At 74.1% G+C, this 19,549-nt stretch carries 15 protein-coding genes, 1 pseudogene and 1 riboswitch; of the genes and pseudogenes, 11 read left to right on the forward strand and 5 right to left on the reverse strand.

The window, feature by feature from the left end; translation table 11 throughout:
- Positions 1–284 precede the first annotated feature (284 nt).
- Positions 285–1,175, forward strand: a complete 891-nt coding sequence (locus OG472_RS13260) for a neutral zinc metallopeptidase (protein ID WP_405941456.1) — start codon at positions 285–287, stop codon at positions 1,173–1,175.
- 63 nt (positions 1,176–1,238) lie between these two features.
- A complete protein-coding gene (locus OG472_RS13265; RefSeq protein ID WP_383569336.1) occupies positions 1,239–1,634 on the forward strand; it encodes a VOC family protein in 396 nt (131 codons plus the stop codon).
- A gap of 34 nt (positions 1,635–1,668) precedes the next feature.
- On the opposite strand, the gene OG472_RS13270 is transcribed toward OG472_RS13265, so the two are convergent.
- A complete protein-coding gene (locus OG472_RS13270) occupies positions 1,669–3,096 on the reverse strand; it encodes a hypothetical protein (RefSeq protein ID WP_405941457.1) in 1,428 nt (475 codons plus the stop codon).
- Positions 3,097–3,228: 132 nt separating this feature from the next.
- Positions 3,229–4,359 (reverse strand): alpha/beta hydrolase family protein, encoded by a 1,131-nt coding sequence (locus OG472_RS13275; RefSeq protein WP_405941458.1) that lies wholly within the window; start codon positions 4,357–4,359, stop codon positions 3,229–3,231.
- A gap of 333 nt (positions 4,360–4,692) precedes the next feature.
- Here OG472_RS13275 and OG472_RS13280 point away from each other — a divergent pair, with 333 nt between their 5' ends.
- From OG472_RS13280 to OG472_RS13310, 7 genes and pseudogenes are all read left to right on the forward strand, one after another.
- Complete coding sequence (locus tag OG472_RS13280) at positions 4,693–5,961, forward strand: anion permease (RefSeq protein ID WP_401600798.1); 1,269 nt, start codon at positions 4,693–4,695, stop codon at positions 5,959–5,961.
- Positions 5,962–6,008: 47 nt separating this feature from the next.
- Entirely contained in the window at positions 6,009–6,230 is a 222-nt protein-coding gene (locus OG472_RS13285) for a hypothetical protein (RefSeq protein WP_030012731.1), read from the forward strand.
- Positions 6,231–6,440: 210 nt separating this feature from the next.
- A riboswitch (cobalamin riboswitch) is annotated at positions 6,441–6,527 on the forward strand.
- Between the two features lie 58 nt (positions 6,528–6,585).
- A complete protein-coding gene (locus OG472_RS13290) occupies positions 6,586–7,545 on the forward strand; it encodes a cobalamin biosynthesis protein (RefSeq protein ID WP_405941459.1) in 960 nt (319 codons plus the stop codon).
- Positions 7,542–9,059, forward strand: a pseudogene (locus OG472_RS13295) (cobyric acid synthase); the annotation flags it as partial. The gene OG472_RS13290 and the pseudogene OG472_RS13295, both read left to right, overlap by 4 nt.
- Before the next feature lie 256 nt (positions 9,060–9,315).
- On the forward strand, positions 9,316–11,421 hold the full coding sequence (locus OG472_RS13300; protein ID WP_405941460.1) for a putative cobaltochelatase: 2,106 nt from the start codon (positions 9,316–9,318) through the stop codon (positions 11,419–11,421).
- The gene (cobO, locus tag OG472_RS13305) at positions 11,421–12,020 is read left to right on the forward strand and encodes a cob(I)yrinic acid a,c-diamide adenosyltransferase (protein ID WP_319731803.1); all 600 of its coding nucleotides are present in this window, start codon (positions 11,421–11,423) and stop codon (positions 12,018–12,020) included. Before OG472_RS13300 ends, cobO begins: the two co-directional genes overlap by 1 nt.
- Positions 12,014–13,390 carry a cobyrinate a,c-diamide synthase gene (locus OG472_RS13310; RefSeq protein WP_405829588.1) on the forward strand — a complete coding sequence of 459 codons (1,377 nt, stop codon included), beginning with the start codon at positions 12,014–12,016 and terminating at the stop codon, positions 13,388–13,390. Before cobO ends, OG472_RS13310 begins: the two co-directional genes overlap by 7 nt.
- A 2-nt stretch (positions 13,391–13,392) precedes the next feature.
- Here OG472_RS13310 and OG472_RS13315 read toward each other — a convergent pair whose 3' ends face one another.
- Positions 13,393–14,118, reverse strand: a complete 726-nt coding sequence (locus tag OG472_RS13315; RefSeq protein ID WP_401600806.1) for a ZIP family metal transporter — start codon at positions 14,116–14,118, stop codon at positions 13,393–13,395.
- A 180-nt stretch (positions 14,119–14,298) separates the two neighbouring features.
- Here OG472_RS13315 and cobC point away from each other — a divergent pair, with 180 nt between their 5' ends.
- Positions 14,299–15,720 (forward strand): Rv2231c family pyridoxal phosphate-dependent protein CobC, encoded by a 1,422-nt coding sequence (gene cobC / locus OG472_RS13320; RefSeq protein WP_405941461.1) that lies wholly within the window; start codon positions 14,299–14,301, stop codon positions 15,718–15,720.
- A gap of 175 nt (positions 15,721–15,895) precedes the next feature.
- Positions 15,896–17,125, forward strand: a complete 1,230-nt coding sequence (locus tag OG472_RS13325; protein WP_401600811.1) for a CapA family protein — start codon at positions 15,896–15,898, stop codon at positions 17,123–17,125.
- Positions 17,126–17,225: 100 nt separating this feature from the next.
- On the opposite strand, the gene OG472_RS13330 is transcribed toward OG472_RS13325, so the two are convergent.
- Positions 17,226–18,164 carry an SCO1860 family LAETG-anchored protein gene (locus OG472_RS13330; protein ID WP_405941462.1) on the reverse strand — a complete coding sequence of 313 codons (939 nt, stop codon included), beginning with the start codon at positions 18,162–18,164 and terminating at the stop codon, positions 17,226–17,228.
- A gap of 282 nt (positions 18,165–18,446) precedes the next feature.
- Complete coding sequence (locus OG472_RS13335; RefSeq protein WP_383569303.1) at positions 18,447–19,532, reverse strand: amidohydrolase family protein; 1,086 nt, start codon at positions 19,530–19,532, stop codon at positions 18,447–18,449.
- Between the last annotated feature and the right edge of the window lie 17 nt (positions 19,533–19,549).

A 19,549-nucleotide genomic window follows, 5' to 3' on the forward strand; every position in this document is an offset into this window, starting at 1 on the left:
ACTCCAGGGCGGGTGGGGACGGCGGAAGGGGGGCAGGACGCGATGCTTCGACGCCGCTAATCCGCGAGGAGATTTGCCATGGGAGACATTCTACCGGGGGTGTGCAACTGGTTTCCGGGCGCGGGCCGGGCCGCCCGCCGGGCGGGAGCCGCCGCCCGGTGTCCCCCGTTCGGCCCTGGGACCCCGCGGAGGGCCGGGGCGCGTACCTGGAGCAATGGGTCGATACTCGCCGCAGGGGCGGGTATGCGGCCCACCCGGTCCCCCGAAGAGAGGGCGGTGCGGGGATGCAGTTCGACGACGACGCCGACCTGGACACCTCCGAGGTCGAGGACGTGCGCGGCAGCCGCATCCCCGGCGGGAGGGCCACGGTCGGCGGCGGCCTCGTCGGCATCGTCGCGCTCATCCTGGGACTGCTCTTCGGTGTGGGTCCGGACGAGCTGGGGCTGTCCTCCGGGGACCAGGAGCCGGGGCCGGCCGCGTCCTCCGTCAACGAGGTCCGGCAGGAGTGCAGGAAGGGGCGGGACGCGAACGCGCGGGAGGACTGCCGGCTGGTCGCGGTGGTCAACAGCACCCAGGACTTCTGGAGGCAGGAGTTCGCCCGGCGCGGGGGCCAGTACGGCCCGGCGTCGACGGTGTTCTTCACCGGCCGGGTGAACACCGCGTGCGGGGCCGCCACCTCGGCGGTGGGCCCCTTCTACTGCCCCGCCGACCGGCAGGTCTATCTGGACCTGGGCTTCTTCAACGAGCTGCGGACGAAGTTCGGTGCGAGCGGCGGCCCGTTCGCCCAGGCCTACGTCGTCGCCCACGAGTACGGGCACCACATCCAGAACCAGCTCGGGACGCTCCAGCGCGCCCAGGACGGCCGGCAGGGGGCGAACAGCAACGCGGTCAGGGTCGAGCTGCAGGCCGACTGCTACGCCGGGGTGTGGGCGCGCAACGCGACGCGCACCCCGGACGAGTCCATCGGGCGGCCGCTGATCACCACCCTGACCGACGAGGACATCAGGGACGGGCTGGACGCGGCGGCCGCGGTCGGCGACGACCGGATCCAGGAGAAGTTCCAGGGCCGGGTGACCCCGGAGTCCTGGACGCACGGCTCGGCCGAGCAGCGCCGGCAGTGGTTCTACCAGGGCTACCGCACGGGCGACATGGCCCAGTGCAACACCTTCCGCTGACTGTCGCCGCCGCCTGCCATGCTGGTGTGACGCGGGTCACCGTCACGAGAGGGAGTGATCGTCATGGCAGGCGTTCCGTCCATCTGTCCCACGCTGGTCTACCGCGACGCGAAGGCCGCCATCAGGCTGCTGACCGAGGCCTTCGGGTTCAGCCAGGTCGAGGTGTACGAGGGTGAGGACGGCTCGGTGGTGCACGCGGAGCTGAGCTACGGCAACGGCGTGGTGATGCTGGGCAGCAAGGGCACCGGCGGGGTCTTCGACAAGGCCATGGAGGGCGCGGGCCCTTCGGGGATCTATGTCGTGGTCGACGACGTGGACGCCCACCACCGGCGGGCCGCCGAGCACGGGGTGGAGATCGTGATGGAACCCAAGGACCAGGACTACGGCTCGCGCGATTACATGGCCCGCGACGCCGAAGGCAACATCTGGAGCTTCGGCACGTACGCGCCGCAGGTCTGAGACCCGCGGCGCCGCGTCCCCGCCGCGGCCGGGACTACGCGCCGCCGGTGTGGACCTGGAAGGCGGCCCGGCGGACGGCCTTGGCCAGGGCCGGGTCGGGGTGTGCGGCGGCCAGCGCGACCAGGACCTGCACGGTGCGCGGATGGCCGACCGCGCGGACCTCGTCCAGCAGCCGGGGGACGGTGGTGCGGACGGCCGAGTCCAGGTGGCGGGCCAGCAGCTCGGCCTCGCCGTGGTCGGCGATGGCGGCCGCGGTGTCCACCCAGAGCCAGGTCGACTCCTCGGCGGTGAGGACGTCCTGCGCCTCGTCGGGGTCGATCCCGTCGTGCTCGGCGAGCCAGAGCAGGGCGTACGGGCGCAGGCCGGGTTCGCGTACGGCGGCGCGCACCTCGGGCTCGGCGGGGGCGCCGACGACGCGCAGCGCCTCGAAGGCGAGGCCGCGCAGCAGGGCGTCCTCGCCGCGGGCGGCCTGCAGGAGCTCGGCCACGGCGTGGCCGACGGGCCGGGCGGCGAGCCAGGCCTGGTACTCGGCGCGGGCCGGGCCGGGGGTGAGCCGGGCGCAGCCGTGCAGCATGGCGGCGGCGGACTGCTCGATGTTCCCGGCGGGGCTCTGCGCGGCGACGCAGATCTGCTCCAGCTTGACCCAGACGGCCCAGCTGCCGAGCGGGGTGAGCGTGGCCCGGGCGGGGCCGAGGGTGACGGCGTCGACGGCGGCGAGTCCGCCGAGCGCCCAGCGCAGCAGCCGGGCGAGGGGGACGGGGCGGGCCTCCGCGGAGCCGGTTCCGGCGGACGTCAGCGCCGTCGCGGGCTCTGCGTCGTAGGGGATCTCGCACCGCTCGTCGCGCAGTTCGGTGACGCGCTGCCCGAGCAGGTCGAGCAGGTCGGGGACGGTCACCGGGCCGGCGGACAGCTGGAGCAGGGAGAGGAGCTGGGGCATCGCCTCGACGACCTCGGCGACGGCCGAGGGGGCGATGTCGGCGGGGGCGGGGTGGACCAGGGACCAGGCGTCGAAGAGGGCGACCCAGCCGCGCAGTACGGCGGTGTCGTCGCGGTCCCAGGCCCGCAGCCGCCAGCCGGGCCGGGCGTGGCCGCCGTGCACCTCGACCAGGCCCGCCAGCCGGGCGCGGTCCCAGCCGACCCGGATCTGGCCGTGCGTCAGGCCCAGTTCCCCGGCGGCGCGTTCGACGTCGGAGGCCGGCAGCGCGCCGGTGGGTGCGGGCCGTCCGCCGTCTCCGGCACCGAGGTTGCGCTCGGCCCAGCGGGTCAGGCGTACGGCGTCGGCGAGCGAGGCCCGGGCCCGGTTCGCGAGGTCGGCCGTGGCGGGGGTGCCCGCCGGGGGCCTCGGGGCGGGCCGGGTGCGTCGGTCCGTCACCGCCTTGCGTGCCGCGGCGACCGAACGCGGGGAGACGAGTCGGAGTCTGGAGTCGCGAGCCAACTGCTCATCAGGCTTTCGGGACGTCACGGAAGCAGTCTCGCCCGTCACTGGCCGAAAGCCCAAACGGAATCAGCCGTTGCCGCCACCCGCCTGCGGGGCAGACCGGGACAACACGCCCGCGGACACCGCTCCGTCACACGGCCTTCACATGACAGGCCCTCACATGAGGGGGGTGAGGAAGCGTCGCAGGGCCTCCTCGTAGCCGGCCGGGTCGGCGTTCCACATGGCTCCGTGGCCGGCCCCGTGCACGGTGTGCAGGGTGACGAGGTCGGGGCGGGCCGCGGCGAGCCGGCGGGAGGGGCCCCAGGGGGCGAGGGCGTCGTCCGGGCCGTGGAAGATCAGCACGGGGACCCGCAGGGATCCGGGGTCCGCCCCCGGCGGCCGGCGGTCGGCCCGCAGCCCCGCGCGGCCCTCGGCGGCCCGGACGGCCAGTGGCAGCACCACGGCCGGGGTGCGGCGCGCCGCGGCGAGCCCGCGCAGGGTCGTGTGCCAGTCGAGCACCGGCGAGTCCAGCACCAGCCCGGAGATCCGGTCGGCCAGCGCCGAGCGTTCGGCGGCGTGCAGGGCCATGGCGGCGCCGGTCGACCAGCCGTGCAGGACGACGCGGCGGGCGCCGTAGCGCACGGCGTAGCGGATGGCGGCGTCCAGGTCCCGCCACTCCGATTCACCGAGGTGGCCGATGCCGTCGGGCGGGGCCGGGGCGCCGAGGTCGCCGCGGTAGCCCAGGTCCAGGACGGGCAGCTGGTGCCGGTTCAGGAAGGGCATGACCACCATCGGGTGCTCGCGGCTGCTGCCGAGGCCGTGCACGGTGATCACCCAGGTGTCGCGGGCGGCGGGCACGAACCAGGCGGGCAGCGCCCCGAGCTCCCCGGGGATGTCCACGTCGGCGTGGTCGAGTCCGAGGGCGGTGCGCGGGTCGCCGAGGTACACCTGCGGCGTCAGGGCGACCCGGGTGCCGGGGCCGAGGGTGCCGTGGCTGACGGTGAGGAGCTGCCGTACGACGGTGTCGGGGTAGTGGTCGGCGTCGGAGATCACGGGCCCGACGACCGCGTGCACACCGGGCGCGACCAGGCCGTAGGTGCCGGGGCGCAGGGAGGCGAGCGAGCGGGTCAGCGTGACCCGGCCCGGGGCGGTGGAGTGGACGCTGAGCCGTGGCCCGCCGGGGAGGGGGCGTCCCGGTTCGGGGCGGAGGGCCGCGTCGGCGGCGTACCTGCCGACCACCACGGCGGCCGCACCGGCGCCGAGGAGGGTCGTGGTGACGGCCGCTGCCGTTGCTGTCGCGGTACGCACCGTTCCAGTGTCCCGGCGGGTGCTCCGGAGGGCCACCGGAGCGCCACCGGAGGAGATCGCTCCGCTGCCCGCGGCGCCGCCGCCGGAAGCGGAGTGATCTAGGTCTCATTCGGGCACGCGAGTGGGGTGCCGTCCGCCCCTCCGGTCCGGTGCGGAGGCGTGGATTCACCCGGCTTTGACGTGCATTTATCGAGATATCTACGTCAGAATCAGGACGAATGTCCCGATCGCACCCCGAGCCAGTACACCGCTCCGCCCGAGTCAGTTCACCTTCCGTTCATCCAGATTGCCTACGGTCGCCGAGCCACTGACGTCAAACAGAAGCCTGGGTAAATGGAGCACATAACGCTTCTCCTCGGGATCGTGATCATCACCGCTCTCGTGTTCGACTTCACGAACGGTTTCCACGACACAGCCAACGCGATGGCCACCACCATCTCGACCGGCGCCCTCAAGCCCAAGACGGCGGTGGCCATGTCCGCCGTGCTCAACCTCGTCGGCGCGTTCATGTCCGTGGAGGTCGCCAAGACGATCTCCAAGGGCCTGGTCAACGAAGAGGGCATCCAGCCAGAAGTGATCTTCGCCGCCCTGGTCGGCGCGATCCTCTGGAACCTCGTCACCTGGCTGGTCGGACTGCCCTCCAGCTCCTCGCACGCCCTGATGGGCGGCCTGATCGGTGCCGCGGTCGCCTCCGCCGGCATCGGCGCGGTCAACGGCAGCGTCGTCGTCACCAAGGTGCTCATCCCCGCGATCGCCGCCCCGATGGTGGCCGGCATCGCCGCGTACGTGGCCGCCAAGCTCACCTACAAGCTGGGCAACAAGGTCGGCGAGAAGACCTCCGCCAAGGGGTACCGCGCCGGTCAGATCGCCTCGGCCGGTCTCGTCTCCCTCGCGCACGGCACCAACGACGCGCAGAAGACGATGGGCATCATCACCCTGGCCCTCATCGCCGGCGGCGCGATCGCGCCCGACGCGAACCCGCCGGTCTGGGTCATCGTCTCCGCCGGTATGGCCATCGCGATGGGCACCTACCTGGGCGGCTGGCGCATCATCCGCACCATGGGCAGCGGCCTGACCGACCTGCAGCCGCAGCAGGGCTTCGCCGCCCAGACCTCGGCCGCGTCCGTCATCCTCGCCTCCTCGAACCTGGGCTTCTCGCTCTCCACCACCCACTCGTGCTCCGGTGCGGTCATGGGTGCGGGCCTGGGCCGCAAGGGCGGTGTGGTCCGCTGGTCCACCGCGACCCGGATGTTCGTCGCCTGGGGCCTGACCCTGCCGGCCGCCGCGCTGGTCTCGGCCGGTGCCGAGCTGGTCATGCGCATCGGTGACGTCGGCATCGCCGCGGTCACGCTCTTCCTGATCGGCTCCTGCCTGGCCATCTGGTTCATCTCGCGCCGCCAGGTCGTCGACCACAACAACGTCAACGAGGTGGAGCCGGCCCGCGCCGAGGAGCCGGGTGTCGTCACCACGGCGATGGCCGCGGTCACCGTCCCGCCGACCGTCGCCGCCGCCGGCACCACCGCCGCGGTCACGGACGAAGACCTCAAGGCCACCATCCCGGCCGCGACGCAGACCCCGGCGGCTCCGGCCGCCGCGGTCTGACCGCGACAGGGACACAACAGAGACCCAGACATTCAGAAAGCGACAGTATGAAGATCGACTGGGAAGCGCTCGGCTCCGTCTTCGGGGTCAGCCTCTTCGCCACCGTCGCCCTCGTGGCCCTCTTCACCCTGGGCCTGGTGGGCCTGTCCAAGCACGAGACCGCCACCGAGCAGGGCGGCACCGCCACCCTCGCCCGCAGCGGCGCGTACGCCTGCTTCGCGGTCATCGCGGCGGCCGTGGGCTACGGGATCTACCTGATCGTCGCCTGAAGCACCGCCCGGGGCACCGCCCCGGGCGCCTTCCGGGGCATCACACGCGAAGGCTCCCTCCGGGTTTCTCCCGGGGGGAGCTTTCGCGTACCCGGACACTCCCCGGCCGCTCCTCCGTCCTCCCACGCCTCTGCCGCGCCGCAGGTCAACGGCGAGTTGACGGGCCTTCTCGGCCCGTGGTGGACTGCCCGAGCCAATACGGCGGCATGGAGAGGAAGTCCGGTGCGAATCCGGCGCGGTCCCGCCACTGTCACCGGGGAGCGCACGCCGCGAGTGCGCCCCGGGAGCCAGGAACTCTCGCCGCCGGACACGTCGAACCAGGGCGCGGACCCTGAGTGAGGACATACCTGCCACCATGCGTGCCGATCGCGTCTTCGCGTACGGCGCCACGGCGGGCCTGATCGGCGACCGGATCCTCGGTGATCCCCGCCGAGGGCACCCCGTGGCCGCCTTCGGACGGGCCGCCGCCGCCGTCGAACGCGCCCTGTGGCGCGACGACCGCGCCCGCGGCCTCGTGCACACCCTGGTGTGCGCCGGCGGCGCGGCCGCCGTGGGCGCGCTGGGCGCCCGCGCCGTGCGCTCCCGGCCCGCAGCCGCCCGTATCGCCCTCACCGCCGCCGCCACCTGGGCCGTCGTGGGCGGCACCTCGCTGGGCCGGGAGGCCCGCGCCATCGGCGGGGCCCTCGCCGCCGGGGACACCGAGGTGGCCCGGGAGCGGCTGCCGCACCTGTGCGGGCGCGACCCGCAGGCCCTGGACGGCCAGCAGATGGCCCGGGCCGTCGTGGAGTCGGTCGCGGAGAACACCTCCGACGCGGTGGTCGGGGCCCTGGTCTGGGGCGCCGCGGCCGGTGTCCCCGGCCTGCTGGCCTTCCGCGCCGTCAACACCCTGGACGCGATGGTCGGCCACAAGTCCCCCCGCTACCTCCGCTACGGCTGGGCCTCGGCCCGGCTCGACGACCTGGCGGGCTGGCCGGGCGCCCGGCTGACCGCGGTCGCCGCCGTCCTGGCCGGCCCCGACCGCCGGGGAGCCGTACGCGCCTGGCGCGCGGACGCGGCCGCGCACCCCAGCCCGAACGCCGGTCCCGTCGAGGCCTCCTTCGCCGGGGCGCTCGGCGTGCGGCTGGGCGGCACCCTCGCGTACGGCGGCCGGGTCGAGCACCGGGCGGTGCTGAACGGCGAGGCCGGACGCCCGGTGGAGGTCGCGGACATCGAACGGGCGGTACGGCTGTCGCGGCAGGTGACCTGGCTGGCGCTCGGGGCCTGTGTGGCGGCCCGGACGCTGGTCTCCGGCAGGACGAGGAAGGGACGTCGATGAGCGGCGCGAAGCTCGGCGGCGGACTCCTGGTCGCCGGAACCACGTCGGACGCCGGCAAGAGCGTGGTCACGGCGGGCATCTGCCGCTGGCTGGCCCGCCAGGGCGTGAAGGTGGCGCCCTTCAAGGCGCAGAACATGTCGCTGAACTCCTTCGTCACGCGGGAAGGCGCCGAGATCGGCCGCGCCCAGGCGATGCAGGCCCAGGCGGCCCGCGTGGAGCCGACCGCGCTGATGAACCCGGTGCTGCTCAAGCCGGGCAGCGACCGCAGCAGCCAGGTGGTGCTGCTCGGCAAACCGGTGGGCGAGATGAGCGCCCGCGGCTACCACGGCGGCAGGCAGGAGCAGCTGCTCGGCATCGTCACGGACTGCCTGGCGCAGCTGCGGGGCACGTATGACGCCGTGATCTGCGAGGGGGCGGGAAGTCCGGCCGAGATCAACCTGCGCCGGACCGACATCGTGAACATGGGCATCGCGCGGGCCGCGCGGTTCCCGGTGGTCGTGGTCGGGGACATCGACCGCGGCGGGGTCTTCGCGTCCTTCTTCGGGACGACGGCGCTGCTCTCCCCCGAGGACCAGTCGCTGATCGCCGGATACATGGTCAACAAGTTCCGCGGCGACGTGTCGCTGCTGGAGCCGGGCATGGAGATGCTGCGCGGCCTGACCGGACGGGCCACGTACGGGGTGCTGCCCTTCCAGCACGGGCTGGGCATCGACGAGGAGGACGGCCTGCGGGTCTCCCTGCGGGGCGCGGTACGGGAGTCCGTGGTGGCGCCGCCCGTCGGCGAGGACGTGCTGCGGGTCGCCGTGTGCGCGGTGCCGCTGATGTCGAACTTCACGGACGTCGACGCGCTCGCGGCGGAGCCCGGGGTCGTGGTGCGGTTCGTGGACCGGGCCGAGGAGCTGGCCGACGCGGACCTGGTCGTCGTACCCGGCACCCGGGGCACGGTGAAGGCCCTCGCCTGGCTGCGCGAACGCGGGCTCGCGGACGCGCTGCTGCGGCGGGCCGCCGAGGGACGGCCGGTGCTCGGCATCTGCGGCGGGTTCCAGGTGCTGGGCGAGCGGATCTCGGACGAGGTCGAATCGCGGGCGGGCGACGTCGACGGCCTCGGACTCCTCCCCGTACGGGTCCGCTTCGAACGGGAGAAGACCCTGGCACGCCCGGTGGGCTCGGCGCTCGGGGAGCCGGTCGAGGGGTACGAGATCCACCACGGCGTGGCGGAGGTCCTCGGCGGGGAGCCCTTCCTGGACGGCTGCCGGGTCGGGTCGGTGTGGGGCACCCACTGGCACGGCTCGCTGGAATCGGACGGCTTCCGCCGCGCGTTCCTCCGTGAGGTGGCTTCTGCGGCCGGGCGCCGCTTCGTCCCCGCCCCGGACACCTCCTTCTCCACGCTACGGGAAGAGCAACTGGACCTGCTGGGCGACCTGATCGAGGAACACGCCGATACGGATGCGCTGCTGAAGCTGATCGAGGGCGGAGCCCCGGCGGGCCTGCCCTTCCTTCCGCCGGGCGCGCCGTGACGGGCCGGGCCCTGCGGGGCTGTCCCCCACCTCGCCCCTTCCCGGAACCGGGCCCCGCCCGGACCCGGCGGGCGCCGCATCCCGGGGAGGCCCCATCCCCGCGGGAGCGGGGACCAGAGCAGGAGCTCGATCAGGTGCTCGTGCAGGAGGGGGGCATCCCCGCGGGAGCGGGGAGCAGGAACGCCAGCATGGCCAAGCGCCGGTACAGCGGCACCGATGTCCATCGCAAGCCACTCGAAGGAGTGACCGTCTCGTGAGCAGCACCCACTTCCCGTTTTCAGCCGTCGTCGGGCAGGACGATCTACGGTTGGCTCTGCTGCTCAACGCCGTGAGCCCAGCGGTCGGCGGGGTGCTCGTGCGCGGCGAGAAGGGGACCGCCAAGTCCACCGCCGTGCGCGCGCTGTCGGCGCTGCTGCCGCAGGTCGACGTCGTTCCCGGCTGCCGGTTCTCCTGCGCACCGGCCGCGCCCGACCCGTCGTGCCCGGACGGCCCGCACGAGTCCGGCCCCGGCGCCCTGCGGCACGCGCGCATGGTGGAGCTGCCCGTCGGTGCCTCCGAAGACCGGCTGGTCGGTGCTCTGGACATCGAACGCGCCCTCGCCGAGGGGGTGAAGGCCTTCGAGCCCGGACTGCTCGCCGACGCCCACCGCGGGATCCTCTACGTCGACGAGGTCAACCTCCTCCATGACCACTTGGTGGACGTGCTGCTGGACGCCGCCGCGATGGGCGCCTCGTACGTGGAGCGCGAGGGCGTCTCCGTCCGGCACGCCGCCCGCTTCCTGCTCGTCGGCACCATGAACCCCGAGGAGGGCGAGCTGCGGCCGCAGCTCCTCGACCGGTTCGGACTCACCGTCGAGGTGGCCGCCTCCCGCGAGCCCGCCCAGCGCGTCGAGGTGGTCCGCCGCCGACTCGCCTACGAGGACGACCCCGCGGGCTTCGCGACCCGCTGGGCCGGGGACGAACACGAGGTCCGCGCCCGGGTGGTGGCCGCCCGGGCACTGCTCCCGAAGGTCTCCCTCGGCGACACCGCACTTCTGCAGATCGCGGCGACCTGCGCCGGGTTCGAGGTCGACGGCATGCGCGCCGACATCGTGATGGCCCGGACCGCTACCGCGCTGGCCGCCTGGGCCGGGCGGACCGACGTGCGCAAGGAGGACGTCCGGCAGGCCGCTCTGCTGGCGCTCCCCCACCGGCGGCGCCGCAACCCGTTCGACGCGCCGGGGCTGGACGAGGACATGCTCGACCGGATCCTGGACGGGTTCCCCGACGAGGAGCCGGAGCCCGACCCGGAGCCGGAGCCCGAGGGCCCCGACGACGGCGGTCCCGGGGACGGCGGTCCCGACGGCGGCCCGGGCGGCACGCCCCCACAGGACGGCGGACTCCAGGACCCGGGCCCCTCGCCCGAGACCCCCGAAGGCGGCGAGGCCCCCGCGGAAGCCCCCGAGGCCCCGCAGCCCGCCGCCCAGGAGAACGCCGGGCCCGAGCAGGCCGCCGTACGGGCCGCCGAGCCGTTCCGGACGAAGATGCTGAGCGTGCCCGGCCTCGGCGAGGGCGCCGCCGGGCGCCGTTCGCGCGCCCGTACCGCGCACGGCCGGACCACCGGCGCCCAGCGCCCCCGCGGCCACCTGACGAAGCTGCACCTGATGGCCACCGTGCACGCGGCCGCCCCGCACCAGAGGGCCCGCGGCCGGGACGGACGCGGGCTGGTCATCCGCAAGGACGACCTGCGCCAGGCCACCCGCGAGGGCCGTGAGGGCAATCTCGTCCTCTTCGTCGTCGACGCCTCCGGCTCCATGGCCGCCCGCCGGCGCATGAGCGCGGTCAAGGGCGCCGTGCTGTCGCTGCTCCTGGACGCCTACCAGCGCCGGGACAAGGTCGGCCTGATCACCTTCCGGGGGGCCACCGCCGAGCTGGCACTGCCCCCGACCTCCTCGGTGGACGCGGCCGCGGCCCGGCTGGAGCAGCTGCCCACCGGCGGCCGCACCCCGCTGGCCGCCGGGCTGCTGAAGGCCCACGAGGTACTGCGGATCGAGCGGCTGCGGGATCCCTCGCGCCGGCCGCTGCTGGTGGTCGTCACCGACGGCCGGGCCACCTCGGCCGGGACCGCCGCGGGCCGGACGGACAGCACCCCGCGGGAACTGGCCGGGCGCAGCGCGCGCCTGCTGCAGGCCGGAGGCGTCGCCTCGGTGGTCGTGGACTGCGAATCCGGGCCGGTCCGGCTGGGGCTGGCCGGCGTACTGGCCGCCGACCTCGGCGGACCCGCCGTCACGCTCGACGGGCTGCGGGCCGACTCGCTGGCCGGGCTCGTGAAGAACGTACGTACCGCAGTGACATCCGACAGCAACAGGAGGGCCGCGTAATGCCTCAGGGACAGCCGTCCGTCGTTCCGGACGACGGACTCACGACGCGCCAGCGCCGCAACCGCCCGCTCGTCTTCGTGCACACCGGCCCCGGCAAGGGCAAGTCCACGGCGGCCTTCGGGCTGGCCCTGCGCGCCTGGAACCAGGGCTGGTCGATCGGGGTGTTCCAGTTCGTCAAGTCGGCGAAGTGGAAGGTCGGCGAGGAGAACGCGCTCAAGGTGCTCGGCGCATCGGGCGAGGGCGGCGCGGTCGCCTGGCACAAGATGGGCGAGGGCTGGTCCTGGGTCCAGCGGGACGCGCAGCTCGACAACGAGCAGGCGGCCAAGGAGGGCTGGGAGCAGGTCAAGCGCGATCTGGCCGCCGAGACGCACAAGCTGTACGTGCTGGACGAGTTCGCCTACCCGATGCACTGGGGCTGGATCGACGTCGACGAGGTCATCGAGGTGCTGCGCAACCGTCCCGGTACGCAGCACGTGGTGATCACGGGCCGCAACGCGCCGGAGAAGCTGGTGGAGTTCGCGGACCTCGTCACCGAGATGACCAAGGTCAAGCACCCGATGGACACCGGCCAGAAGGGCCAGAAGGGCATCGAGTGGTGACCTCGTACCGGTTCGACGTGCCTCGTCTGGTCATCGCCGCGCCCTCGTCGGGCAGCGGCAAGACCACCGTCGCCACGGGCCTGATGGCGGCCTTCTCGGAGCGCGGCCTCGCCGTGTCCCCGCACAAGGCCGGGCCCGACTACATCGACCCCGGCTACCACGCGCTGGCCACCGGCCGGCCGGGGCGCAACCTCGACGCCTTCATGTGCGGGCCGGAGCTGATCGCTCCGCTGTTCGCGCACGCGGCGGCCGGGTGCGACCTCGCCGTGGTCGAGGGCGTGATGGGGCTCTACGACGGGGCGGCGGGCCGGGGTGAGCTGGCCTCGACGGCGCAGGTCGCGAAGTTGCTGCGGGCGCCGGTGGTGCTGGTGGTCGACGCCTCCTCGCAGTCGCGGTCGGTGGCGGCGCTCGTACACGGCTTCGCGTCCTTCGACCCGCAGGTGCGGCTGGGGGGCGTGATCCTGAACAAGGTCGGCTCCGACCGGCACGAGGTGATGCTGCGGGAGGCCCTGGAGGAGGCGGGGATGCCGGTGCTCGGCGTCCTGCGGCGGGCTCCGCAGGTGGCCACGCCCTCGCGCCACCTGGGCCTGGTCCCGGTGGCCGAGCGGCGCGCGGACGCCGTTGCCGCCGTGGCCGCGCTGGCCGAGCAGGTCAGGGCGGGCTGCGACCTGGACGCCCTGATGGCCCTGGCGAGGACCGCACCGCCGTTGGCCTGCGAAGCCTGGGATGCGGAACGCGCCCTGGCGGGCACTCGCCCCAGCGGACGGCCGGTGGTCGCGGTCGCCGGAGGACCCGCGTTCACGTTCTCCTACGCCGAGCACGCGGAGCTCCTCACCGCCGCCGGGGCGGACGTCGTCACCTTCGACCCGCTCAGGGACGAGGCGCTGCCCGAGGGAACCACCGGCCTGGTGATCGGCGGCGGCTTCCCCGAGGTGTACGCGCCGGAGCTGTCCGCCAACGAACCGCTCCGCAAGGCCGTGGCCCGCTTCGCGGAGGCCGGCGGCCCGGTGGCCGCCGAGTGCGCCGGGCTGCTGTACCTCGCGCGGTCGCTGGACGGCAAGCCCATGTGCGGCGTGCTCGACGCCGACGCCCGGATGTCGGAGCGGCTCACCCTCGGCTACCGCGAGGCGGTCGCGGTGTCGGACAGCGCGCTCGCCGCCAACGGCACCCGGCTGCGCGGCCACGAGTTCCACCGGACGGTGATCGAGCCGGGCGCCGGGGCCGCGCCGGCGTGGGGGTTCACGCACCCCGAACGCCGCGTCGAGGGCTTCGTACAGCAGGGTGTGCACGCCAGCTACCTGCACACGCACTGGGCGGCGGAGCCTTCCGTCGCGCTCCGCTTCGTCGAAGCGGCGGCGGCCCGGCCGTGAGATCAGTCCGCGATGCCCACCACGAGCCAGATCCCGGCCACCCCGCCCACCGTGCACATCAGCGTGGACAGGGCGGGGTGCTTGTGGTGGGCCTCGGGCAGGATCTCGGCGGCCGCGAGGTAGAGCAGGACGCCGCCGAAGAATCCGAGGTACGCGCCGAGGGGTTCCTCCGGAAGGGTGAACAGCAGAGTGGACGCCGCGCCCACGACCGGGGCGACGGCGTCCGCGAAGAGCATCATCAGGGCCTTGCGGCGGTCGTTCCCGTAGAGGCTGGTGAGCGTGTACGTGTTGAACCCGTCGGCGAAGTCGTGGGTGATGACGGCCAGCGCCACGGCCACGCCCATCCCCCCGCCGACCTGGAAGGCCGCGCCCAGGGCCACTCCGTCGGCGAGGCTGTGGCCGACCATGGCCGCGGCCGCGGTGAGCCCGACCTGCGGGACGCGGGCGCCGTCCTCGGCGCCGTGTGCGGCCTGGCGGACCGCCAGGAGCCGCTCCACGACGTGGGCGACGAGGAATCCGGCCACGAAGAGCAGCAGGGCGAGGGGGACGCCGAACACCTCGTCGCCCGCCGCGTGGAGGGACTCCGGGAGCAGGTCGAGGCCGACGACGCCGAGCATCAGCCCGCCGGCCAGGCCCAGCACGAGGTGGCGGCGGTCGGTGACGCGCTGCGCCGTCCATCCGCCCGCCAGGGTCATCAGGAACGCACCCAACGCCACGATCACGGCCATGTGCCCCTGAATACAGACTCCTCGCGTCGCGCGCACGTCCGCGCGCGGGTGGCGGGCATCGGAGTGTTGACGACCGACCGGTGCCGGTGACGTGCGGGTGGCGGGCCGGTGACCGAGGCGGTGACGGTGTTGGTGTCGGTGGGAGTGACTGTGACTGTGACTACGGAGGGAGGACTCCCGGTGGGCGACTACGCGACGCATCTGGTGGTCGGGGTCGGCGGACGCGCGGGGGTCTCCGTCGCGGAGGTCTGCGCCCTGATCGAGGAGACGCTGCGGGGGGCCGGGCTGACCGCGGAGGCGGTGACGGCCCTGGCGACGGTGGATTCGAAGGTGGGCGAGGCGGGGATCGCGGGCGCGGCGGAACGTTTCGGCGTACCCCTCGTCGGCTACCCCGCCGAACAGCTGGCCGCGATCGCCGTGCCGCACCCCTCCGAGGCGGCGCGCACCGCCGCCGGGACCCCCTCGGTGGCGGAGGCCGCGGCCCTCGTGACGGGCGGGGAACTCCTCGTGCCCAAGCGACGGTCGGTGGCGGCCACCTGCGCGGTGGCCACGGCGCAGGCGCACGACCTGCGCCATCACGGGGACGCCGAGGTGATCGATGCGGGCTCCGGGCTGGTGGACCTCGCGGTCAACGTACGGGCGGACACCCCGCCGGCCTGGCTCAAGCAGCGGATCGCCGCCTCCCTCGGGGATCTCGCCGCCTACCCCGACGGCCGTGCGGCCCGCGCGGCGGTGGCGGCCCGGCACGGGCTGCCGGTCGAGCGGGTGCTGTTGACGGCGGGGGCCGCGGAGGCCTTCGTCCTGATCGCGCGGGCGCTGGGCGCCGTACGGCCGGTGGTGGTGCATCCGCAGTTCACCGAGCCGGAGGCGGCCCTGCGGGACGCGGGCCACCGGGTGGAGCGGGTGGTGCTGCGGGCGGAGGACGGGTTCCGGCTGGACCCGGCGGCGGTGCCGGAGGACGCGGACCTGGTGGTGATCGGCAACCCGACCAACCCGACGTCCGTCCTGCACCCGGCGGCGACGCTGGCCGCGCTGGCCCGGCCGGGCCGGATCCTGGTGGTGGACGAGGCGTTCATGGACGCGGTCCCGGGCGAGCGGGAGGCCCTGGCCGGACGGATGGACCTGCCGGGGCTGGTGGTGCTGCGGAGCCTGACCAAGACCTGGGGGCTGGCGGGGCTGCGGATCGGCTACGTGCTGGCCGAGCCGGAGGTGATCGCGAAGCTCGCGGGCGCCCAGCCGCTGTGGCCGGTGTCGACCCCTGCCCTGGTGGCGGCCGAGGCCTGTCTGGCTCCGGCGGCGCTGGCCGAGGCGGAGGAGGCGGCCCGGCGGATCGCGGTGGACCGGGCCCATCTGCTGGCCGGACTCGCGGAGTTCGACGAGGTGACGGTCGTGGGGGTGGCGGAGGGGCCGTTCGTGCTGATCCGGGTGGCACGGGCCGCGGAGGTCCGCACCCGGCTGCGCGCCCTCGGTTTCGCCGTCCGCCGCGGGGACACCTTCCCGGGGCTGGACCGCTCCTGGCTGCGGCTGGCGGTCCGCGACCGGGCGACGACGGGCCGACTGCTGCAGGCCCTGGACCGCGCCCTCGCCCTGACCGCCCGCTGAGCCGACGCCCGCCGCGCGCCCTCCGGCGGCTTCATCCGGCTAGAAACCGCTCCTGACCTGCGCACTTTCCCTCAAGCCTGGGGCGGCGCCACTCGATCGGCCCCCCTACTATGGCCACGGGGGCGGGGGCCGGGTCAGGATCCCCGCATCGGTGCATGACATCGGGGGGTTGGAAATGAAGGCATCCGCCAAGATATCCGCGGCGCTGGCCGGGCTGGCGGTCGTGGGCGGCTGTGTCTACGCCGTGCCGCAGCTGTTCGACCGCGGCGCGGCGCCCGGAACGCAGCAGCGACTGCAGGGCCTGCCGGACCGGGCCGCGTCCGCCCCGCCGGAGGGCGCCGGCTCCCCGGGACAGCCCTTCACCCTGGTGGCGACCGGCGACATCATCCCGTACCCCTCGATCGTCCAGCGGTCTGCGGACGATGCCGACCAGGCCGGGGAGTACGACTTCCGGAAGATACTCGCCGGGGTCAAACCCCTGGTCTCCGCCGCCGACCTGGCGATATGCCACCACGAGATACCGTACGGCCGGCCCGGCGGGCCCTACACGGGCTATCCCACCTTCAAGGCCCCGCACCAGCTGGCGGACGCCCTCAAGGACGCCGGGTACGACGGCTGTTCCACCGCCTCGAACCACACCCTCGACGACGGCTACGAGGGCCTCGCCCGCACCCTGGACCACCTCGACCGGGTCGGCATCCCGCACGTCGGCTCGGCCCGCAGCGCGGAGGAGGCCAAGGCCCCGGCCCGGCTCGCGGCCGGCGGCGCGCAGGTCGCCCAGCTCTCGTACACGTACGGCACGAACGGCATCCCGCTCCCCCAGGACAAGCCGTGGGCCGTGAACCTGATCGACAAGGACCGGATCCTCGCCGACGCCCGCGCCGCCCGGGCCGGCGGCGCGAACGTGGTGGTGCTCAGCGTCCACTGGGGCACCGAGTGGCAGACGGCGCCCGACGAACAGCAGAAGGAACTGGCGCAGGCGCTGACCGCCTCCCGCTCGGCCGACGGCCTCCCCGACATCGATCTGATCATCGGCACGCACAACCACGTGCCGCAGCCCTACGAGAAGATCAACGGCACGTGGGTGGTCTTCGGGATGGGCGACCAGGTCGCCAGCTTCGTACCGGCCGACAAACTGCGCGGCAACCAGTCCTCGGTCCCCCGCTTCACCTTCGCCCCGGCGGCGGCCCACCCCGGCCGCTGGGAGGTGGTGAAGGCCGAGTACCTCACGCAGTACTCGGACATGGGGCCGCCGTTCCGCGTCGTCTGCGCCTCCTGCGCGGCCTCCGACACCGCCCTGCCCGCCGCGAAGCGGAGCGAGTACGCCCGGATCGACCAGCAGGTCACCGAGGCCGTGCTGTCGCGCGGCGCGGGCGGGCAGGGGCTGGAGCACGCCACCCGCTGAGCACTCCCCTCCGTGTGCTCCTCGGGGCGGCGGCCCGGATGGGTCCCGGTCCGGTCCTGTCCTCCGGTCCGGTCCTGTCCTCCGGTCCGGTCCGGCGGTCCTACGAGGCCCTGCCCCGGCGGGTCACCAGGAGCGCGACCCCGCCGATGCCGAGCAGGAACAGTGCCCCGCCCGCGACGTACGGGGTCAGTGAACCGCCGCCGGTTTCGGCCAGGTTGGCGTCGGTGGTGATGCCGGAGGCGATGCCGGAGCCGGTCCCCGTCCCCGCCTGCGGCTTGACGTCCGGGTTCACCGCCGGCGGGGCCGACGAAGGCGCCGGGCCCGCCGGGGTCTCGCAGTGCGCCTCGGCGAGCACGATCTCGCCCTCCACCTGCGCCACGTTCAGGTTCAGCGGGTTCACCGACACCTTCAGGCGGAGCGCGGCCGCGGCGGCCGTGGTGGAGGTGGTCTGCGTGTCGGACAGCTCCAGGTCGACCACGCCCACGCCCGGGACCTCCAGCTTGGTGGGGCCGCCCGCCGACAGGGTGACCTTCTTGCCGAGCGCCGTCACGTTCCCGAGGACGTTCGCGCTGGCCACCGGTTTCTTGCCCGTCTCGCACACGGCCTTGGACGTGACCTTCTCCACCTCGACGAGGGAGAGCAGGGGCAGCCCGGGCACGTGCACCGAGGCCTTGGCGAGGTTGGCCTCCGCCTCGGCCCGGTTCTTGTCCGCGGTCGCCTTGGACGTGGCCACATCGGCGCGCAGGACACTGACCGGCTTGTTCCCCTCGACCCCGTCCAGGGTGACCGTCAGCGCGGTCTTCTCGGCCGTCGCCGGTGCGCTGACCTCGTTGAGGGTCGTCTTCAGCGGTACGTTCACGGTCTTGTTGAGCAGGCCCACGTCCAGTCCGGCGCGCAGGACCACGGCGCCGGCCTTGCCCTCGCCGCCCGTCCCGGCTCCGCCGCCTCCCGTGGCGAGGGCGGGCGGGGCGGTGAGCAGGGCCATCGCTCCCGTGGCGAGCAGGACGGCCGCGGGCATGCGGAAGCTGTTGCTGTTCAAGGTGTGGAACCCCCGGGGAGATGGGTGCCGTCGCGCCGCCAATGGGGGACACCGCGCGCGCCGACGGCCTTGACCCCGGAATCTTTACGCACTGTGAGTGAACGAGCGGCAACCTGACGTGAGTTCACCCCAAAGGGTGGTTTCCACGCACGTATTCGATTCATGGCGCCTCAGAAGGAACGGGAGTTCCCTCCTTTCACGGACGGCCGGCCCGTGCGGCCGTCTTCAACGACCGACGGGCCCCCGATGTCACGCGGCGTCAACAGGGTGCCGAGGCAAGGCTCAAGCCCTGACCTCGCCGTTCACGACGACCCGCAGCGGCTGCGCCAGCGCGCGGACGTCGGCCCGCGGGTCGGTGCCGTAGACCACGAGGTCCGCCGGCGCCCCCTCCGTGAGACCGGGCCTGCCGAGCCACTCGCGCGCCGCCCAGGCCGTCGCCGAGAGGGCGTCCAGCGGCGGGATCCCGGCCTTCACCAGCTCCACCACCTCCGCCGCGACCAGGCCGTGCGGCAGCGAACCGCCGGCGTCCGTGCCGACGTAGACGGGGATGCCCGCGTCGTAGGCGGCGCGCACGGTGTCGTACCGCCGCTCGTGGAGCCGCCGCATGTGCGCCGACCAGCGCGGGAACTTCGCCTCGCCGCCCGCCGCCATCTTCGGGAACGTCGCGATGTTCACGAGGGTCGGGACGATCGCGACCCCGCGCTCCGCGAACAGCGGGATGGTGTCCTCGGTGAGGCCGGTGGCGTGCTCGATGCAGTCGATGCCCGCCTCGACCAGGTCCCGCAGCGAGTCCTCCGCGAAGCAGTGCGCGGTGACGCGGGCGCCCAGCCGGTGCGCCTCGGCGATGGCCGCCTCGACCTCGGCGCGCGGCCAGCAGGCCGCCAGGTCCCCGGCGTCGCGGTCGATCCAGTCGCCGACCAGCTTCACCCAGCCGTCGCCGCGCAGCGCCTCGCGGCCGACGTACTCGACCAGGTCGGACGGCTCGATCTCGTGCGCGTAGTTGCGGATGTAGCGGCGGGTGCGCGCGATGTGCCGGCCGGCCCGGATGATCTTCGGCAGGTCCTCGCGGTCGTCGATCCAGCGGGTGTCGGAGGGCGATCCGGCGTCGCGGATGAGGAGGGTACCGGCGTCCCGGTCCGCGAGGGCCTGGCGCTCGGCGGTCGCGGCGTCGACCGGACCGTGGGCGTCCAGTCCCACGTGGCAGTGCGCATCGACCAGCCCCGGCAGCGCCCAGCCCGTCACCGTGGTGACCTCGCGGGCCCCGGGCGGGCGCTCGTAGGCGACCCGCCCGCCGACCACCCAGAGTTCGTCGCGGACCTCGTCGGGCCCGACCAGCACCCGCCCCTTCACGTGCAGCACATCACTCATGGCGGCACTGTACGTGC

It is taken from the genome of Streptomyces sp. NBC_00207, from assembly GCF_045160965.1.
In the GTDB taxonomy this organism is placed as follows: domain Bacteria; phylum Actinomycetota; class Actinomycetes; order Streptomycetales; family Streptomycetaceae; genus Streptomyces.

What these genes read in the sequence shown, in the direction of transcription:
- OG472_RS13260 (WP_405941456.1), top strand. Translation starts at nt 285, where the DNA reads ATGCAGTTCGACGACGACGCCGACCTGGACACCTCCGAGGTCGAGGAC.
- OG472_RS13265 (WP_383569336.1), top strand. Translation starts at nt 1,239, where the DNA reads ATGGCAGGCGTTCCGTCCATCTGTCCCACGCTGGTCTACCGCGACGCG.
- OG472_RS13280 (WP_401600798.1), top strand. Translation starts at nt 4,693, where the DNA reads ATGGAGCACATAACGCTTCTCCTCGGGATCGTGATCATCACCGCTCTC.
- OG472_RS13285 (WP_030012731.1), top strand. Translation starts at nt 6,009, where the DNA reads ATGAAGATCGACTGGGAAGCGCTCGGCTCCGTCTTCGGGGTCAGCCTC.
- OG472_RS13290 (WP_405941459.1), top strand. Translation starts at nt 6,586, where the DNA reads ATGCGTGCCGATCGCGTCTTCGCGTACGGCGCCACGGCGGGCCTGATC.
- cobO (WP_319731803.1), top strand. Translation starts at nt 11,421, where the DNA reads ATGCCTCAGGGACAGCCGTCCGTCGTTCCGGACGACGGACTCACGACG.
- OG472_RS13315 (WP_401600806.1), bottom strand. Translation starts at nt 14,118, where the DNA reads ATGGCCGTGATCGTGGCGTTGGGTGCGTTCCTGATGACCCTGGCGGGC.
- OG472_RS13325 (WP_401600811.1), top strand. Translation starts at nt 15,896, where the DNA reads ATGAAGGCATCCGCCAAGATATCCGCGGCGCTGGCCGGGCTGGCGGTC.
- OG472_RS13335 (WP_383569303.1), bottom strand. Translation starts at nt 19,532, where the DNA reads ATGAGTGATGTGCTGCACGTGAAGGGGCGGGTGCTGGTCGGGCCCGAC.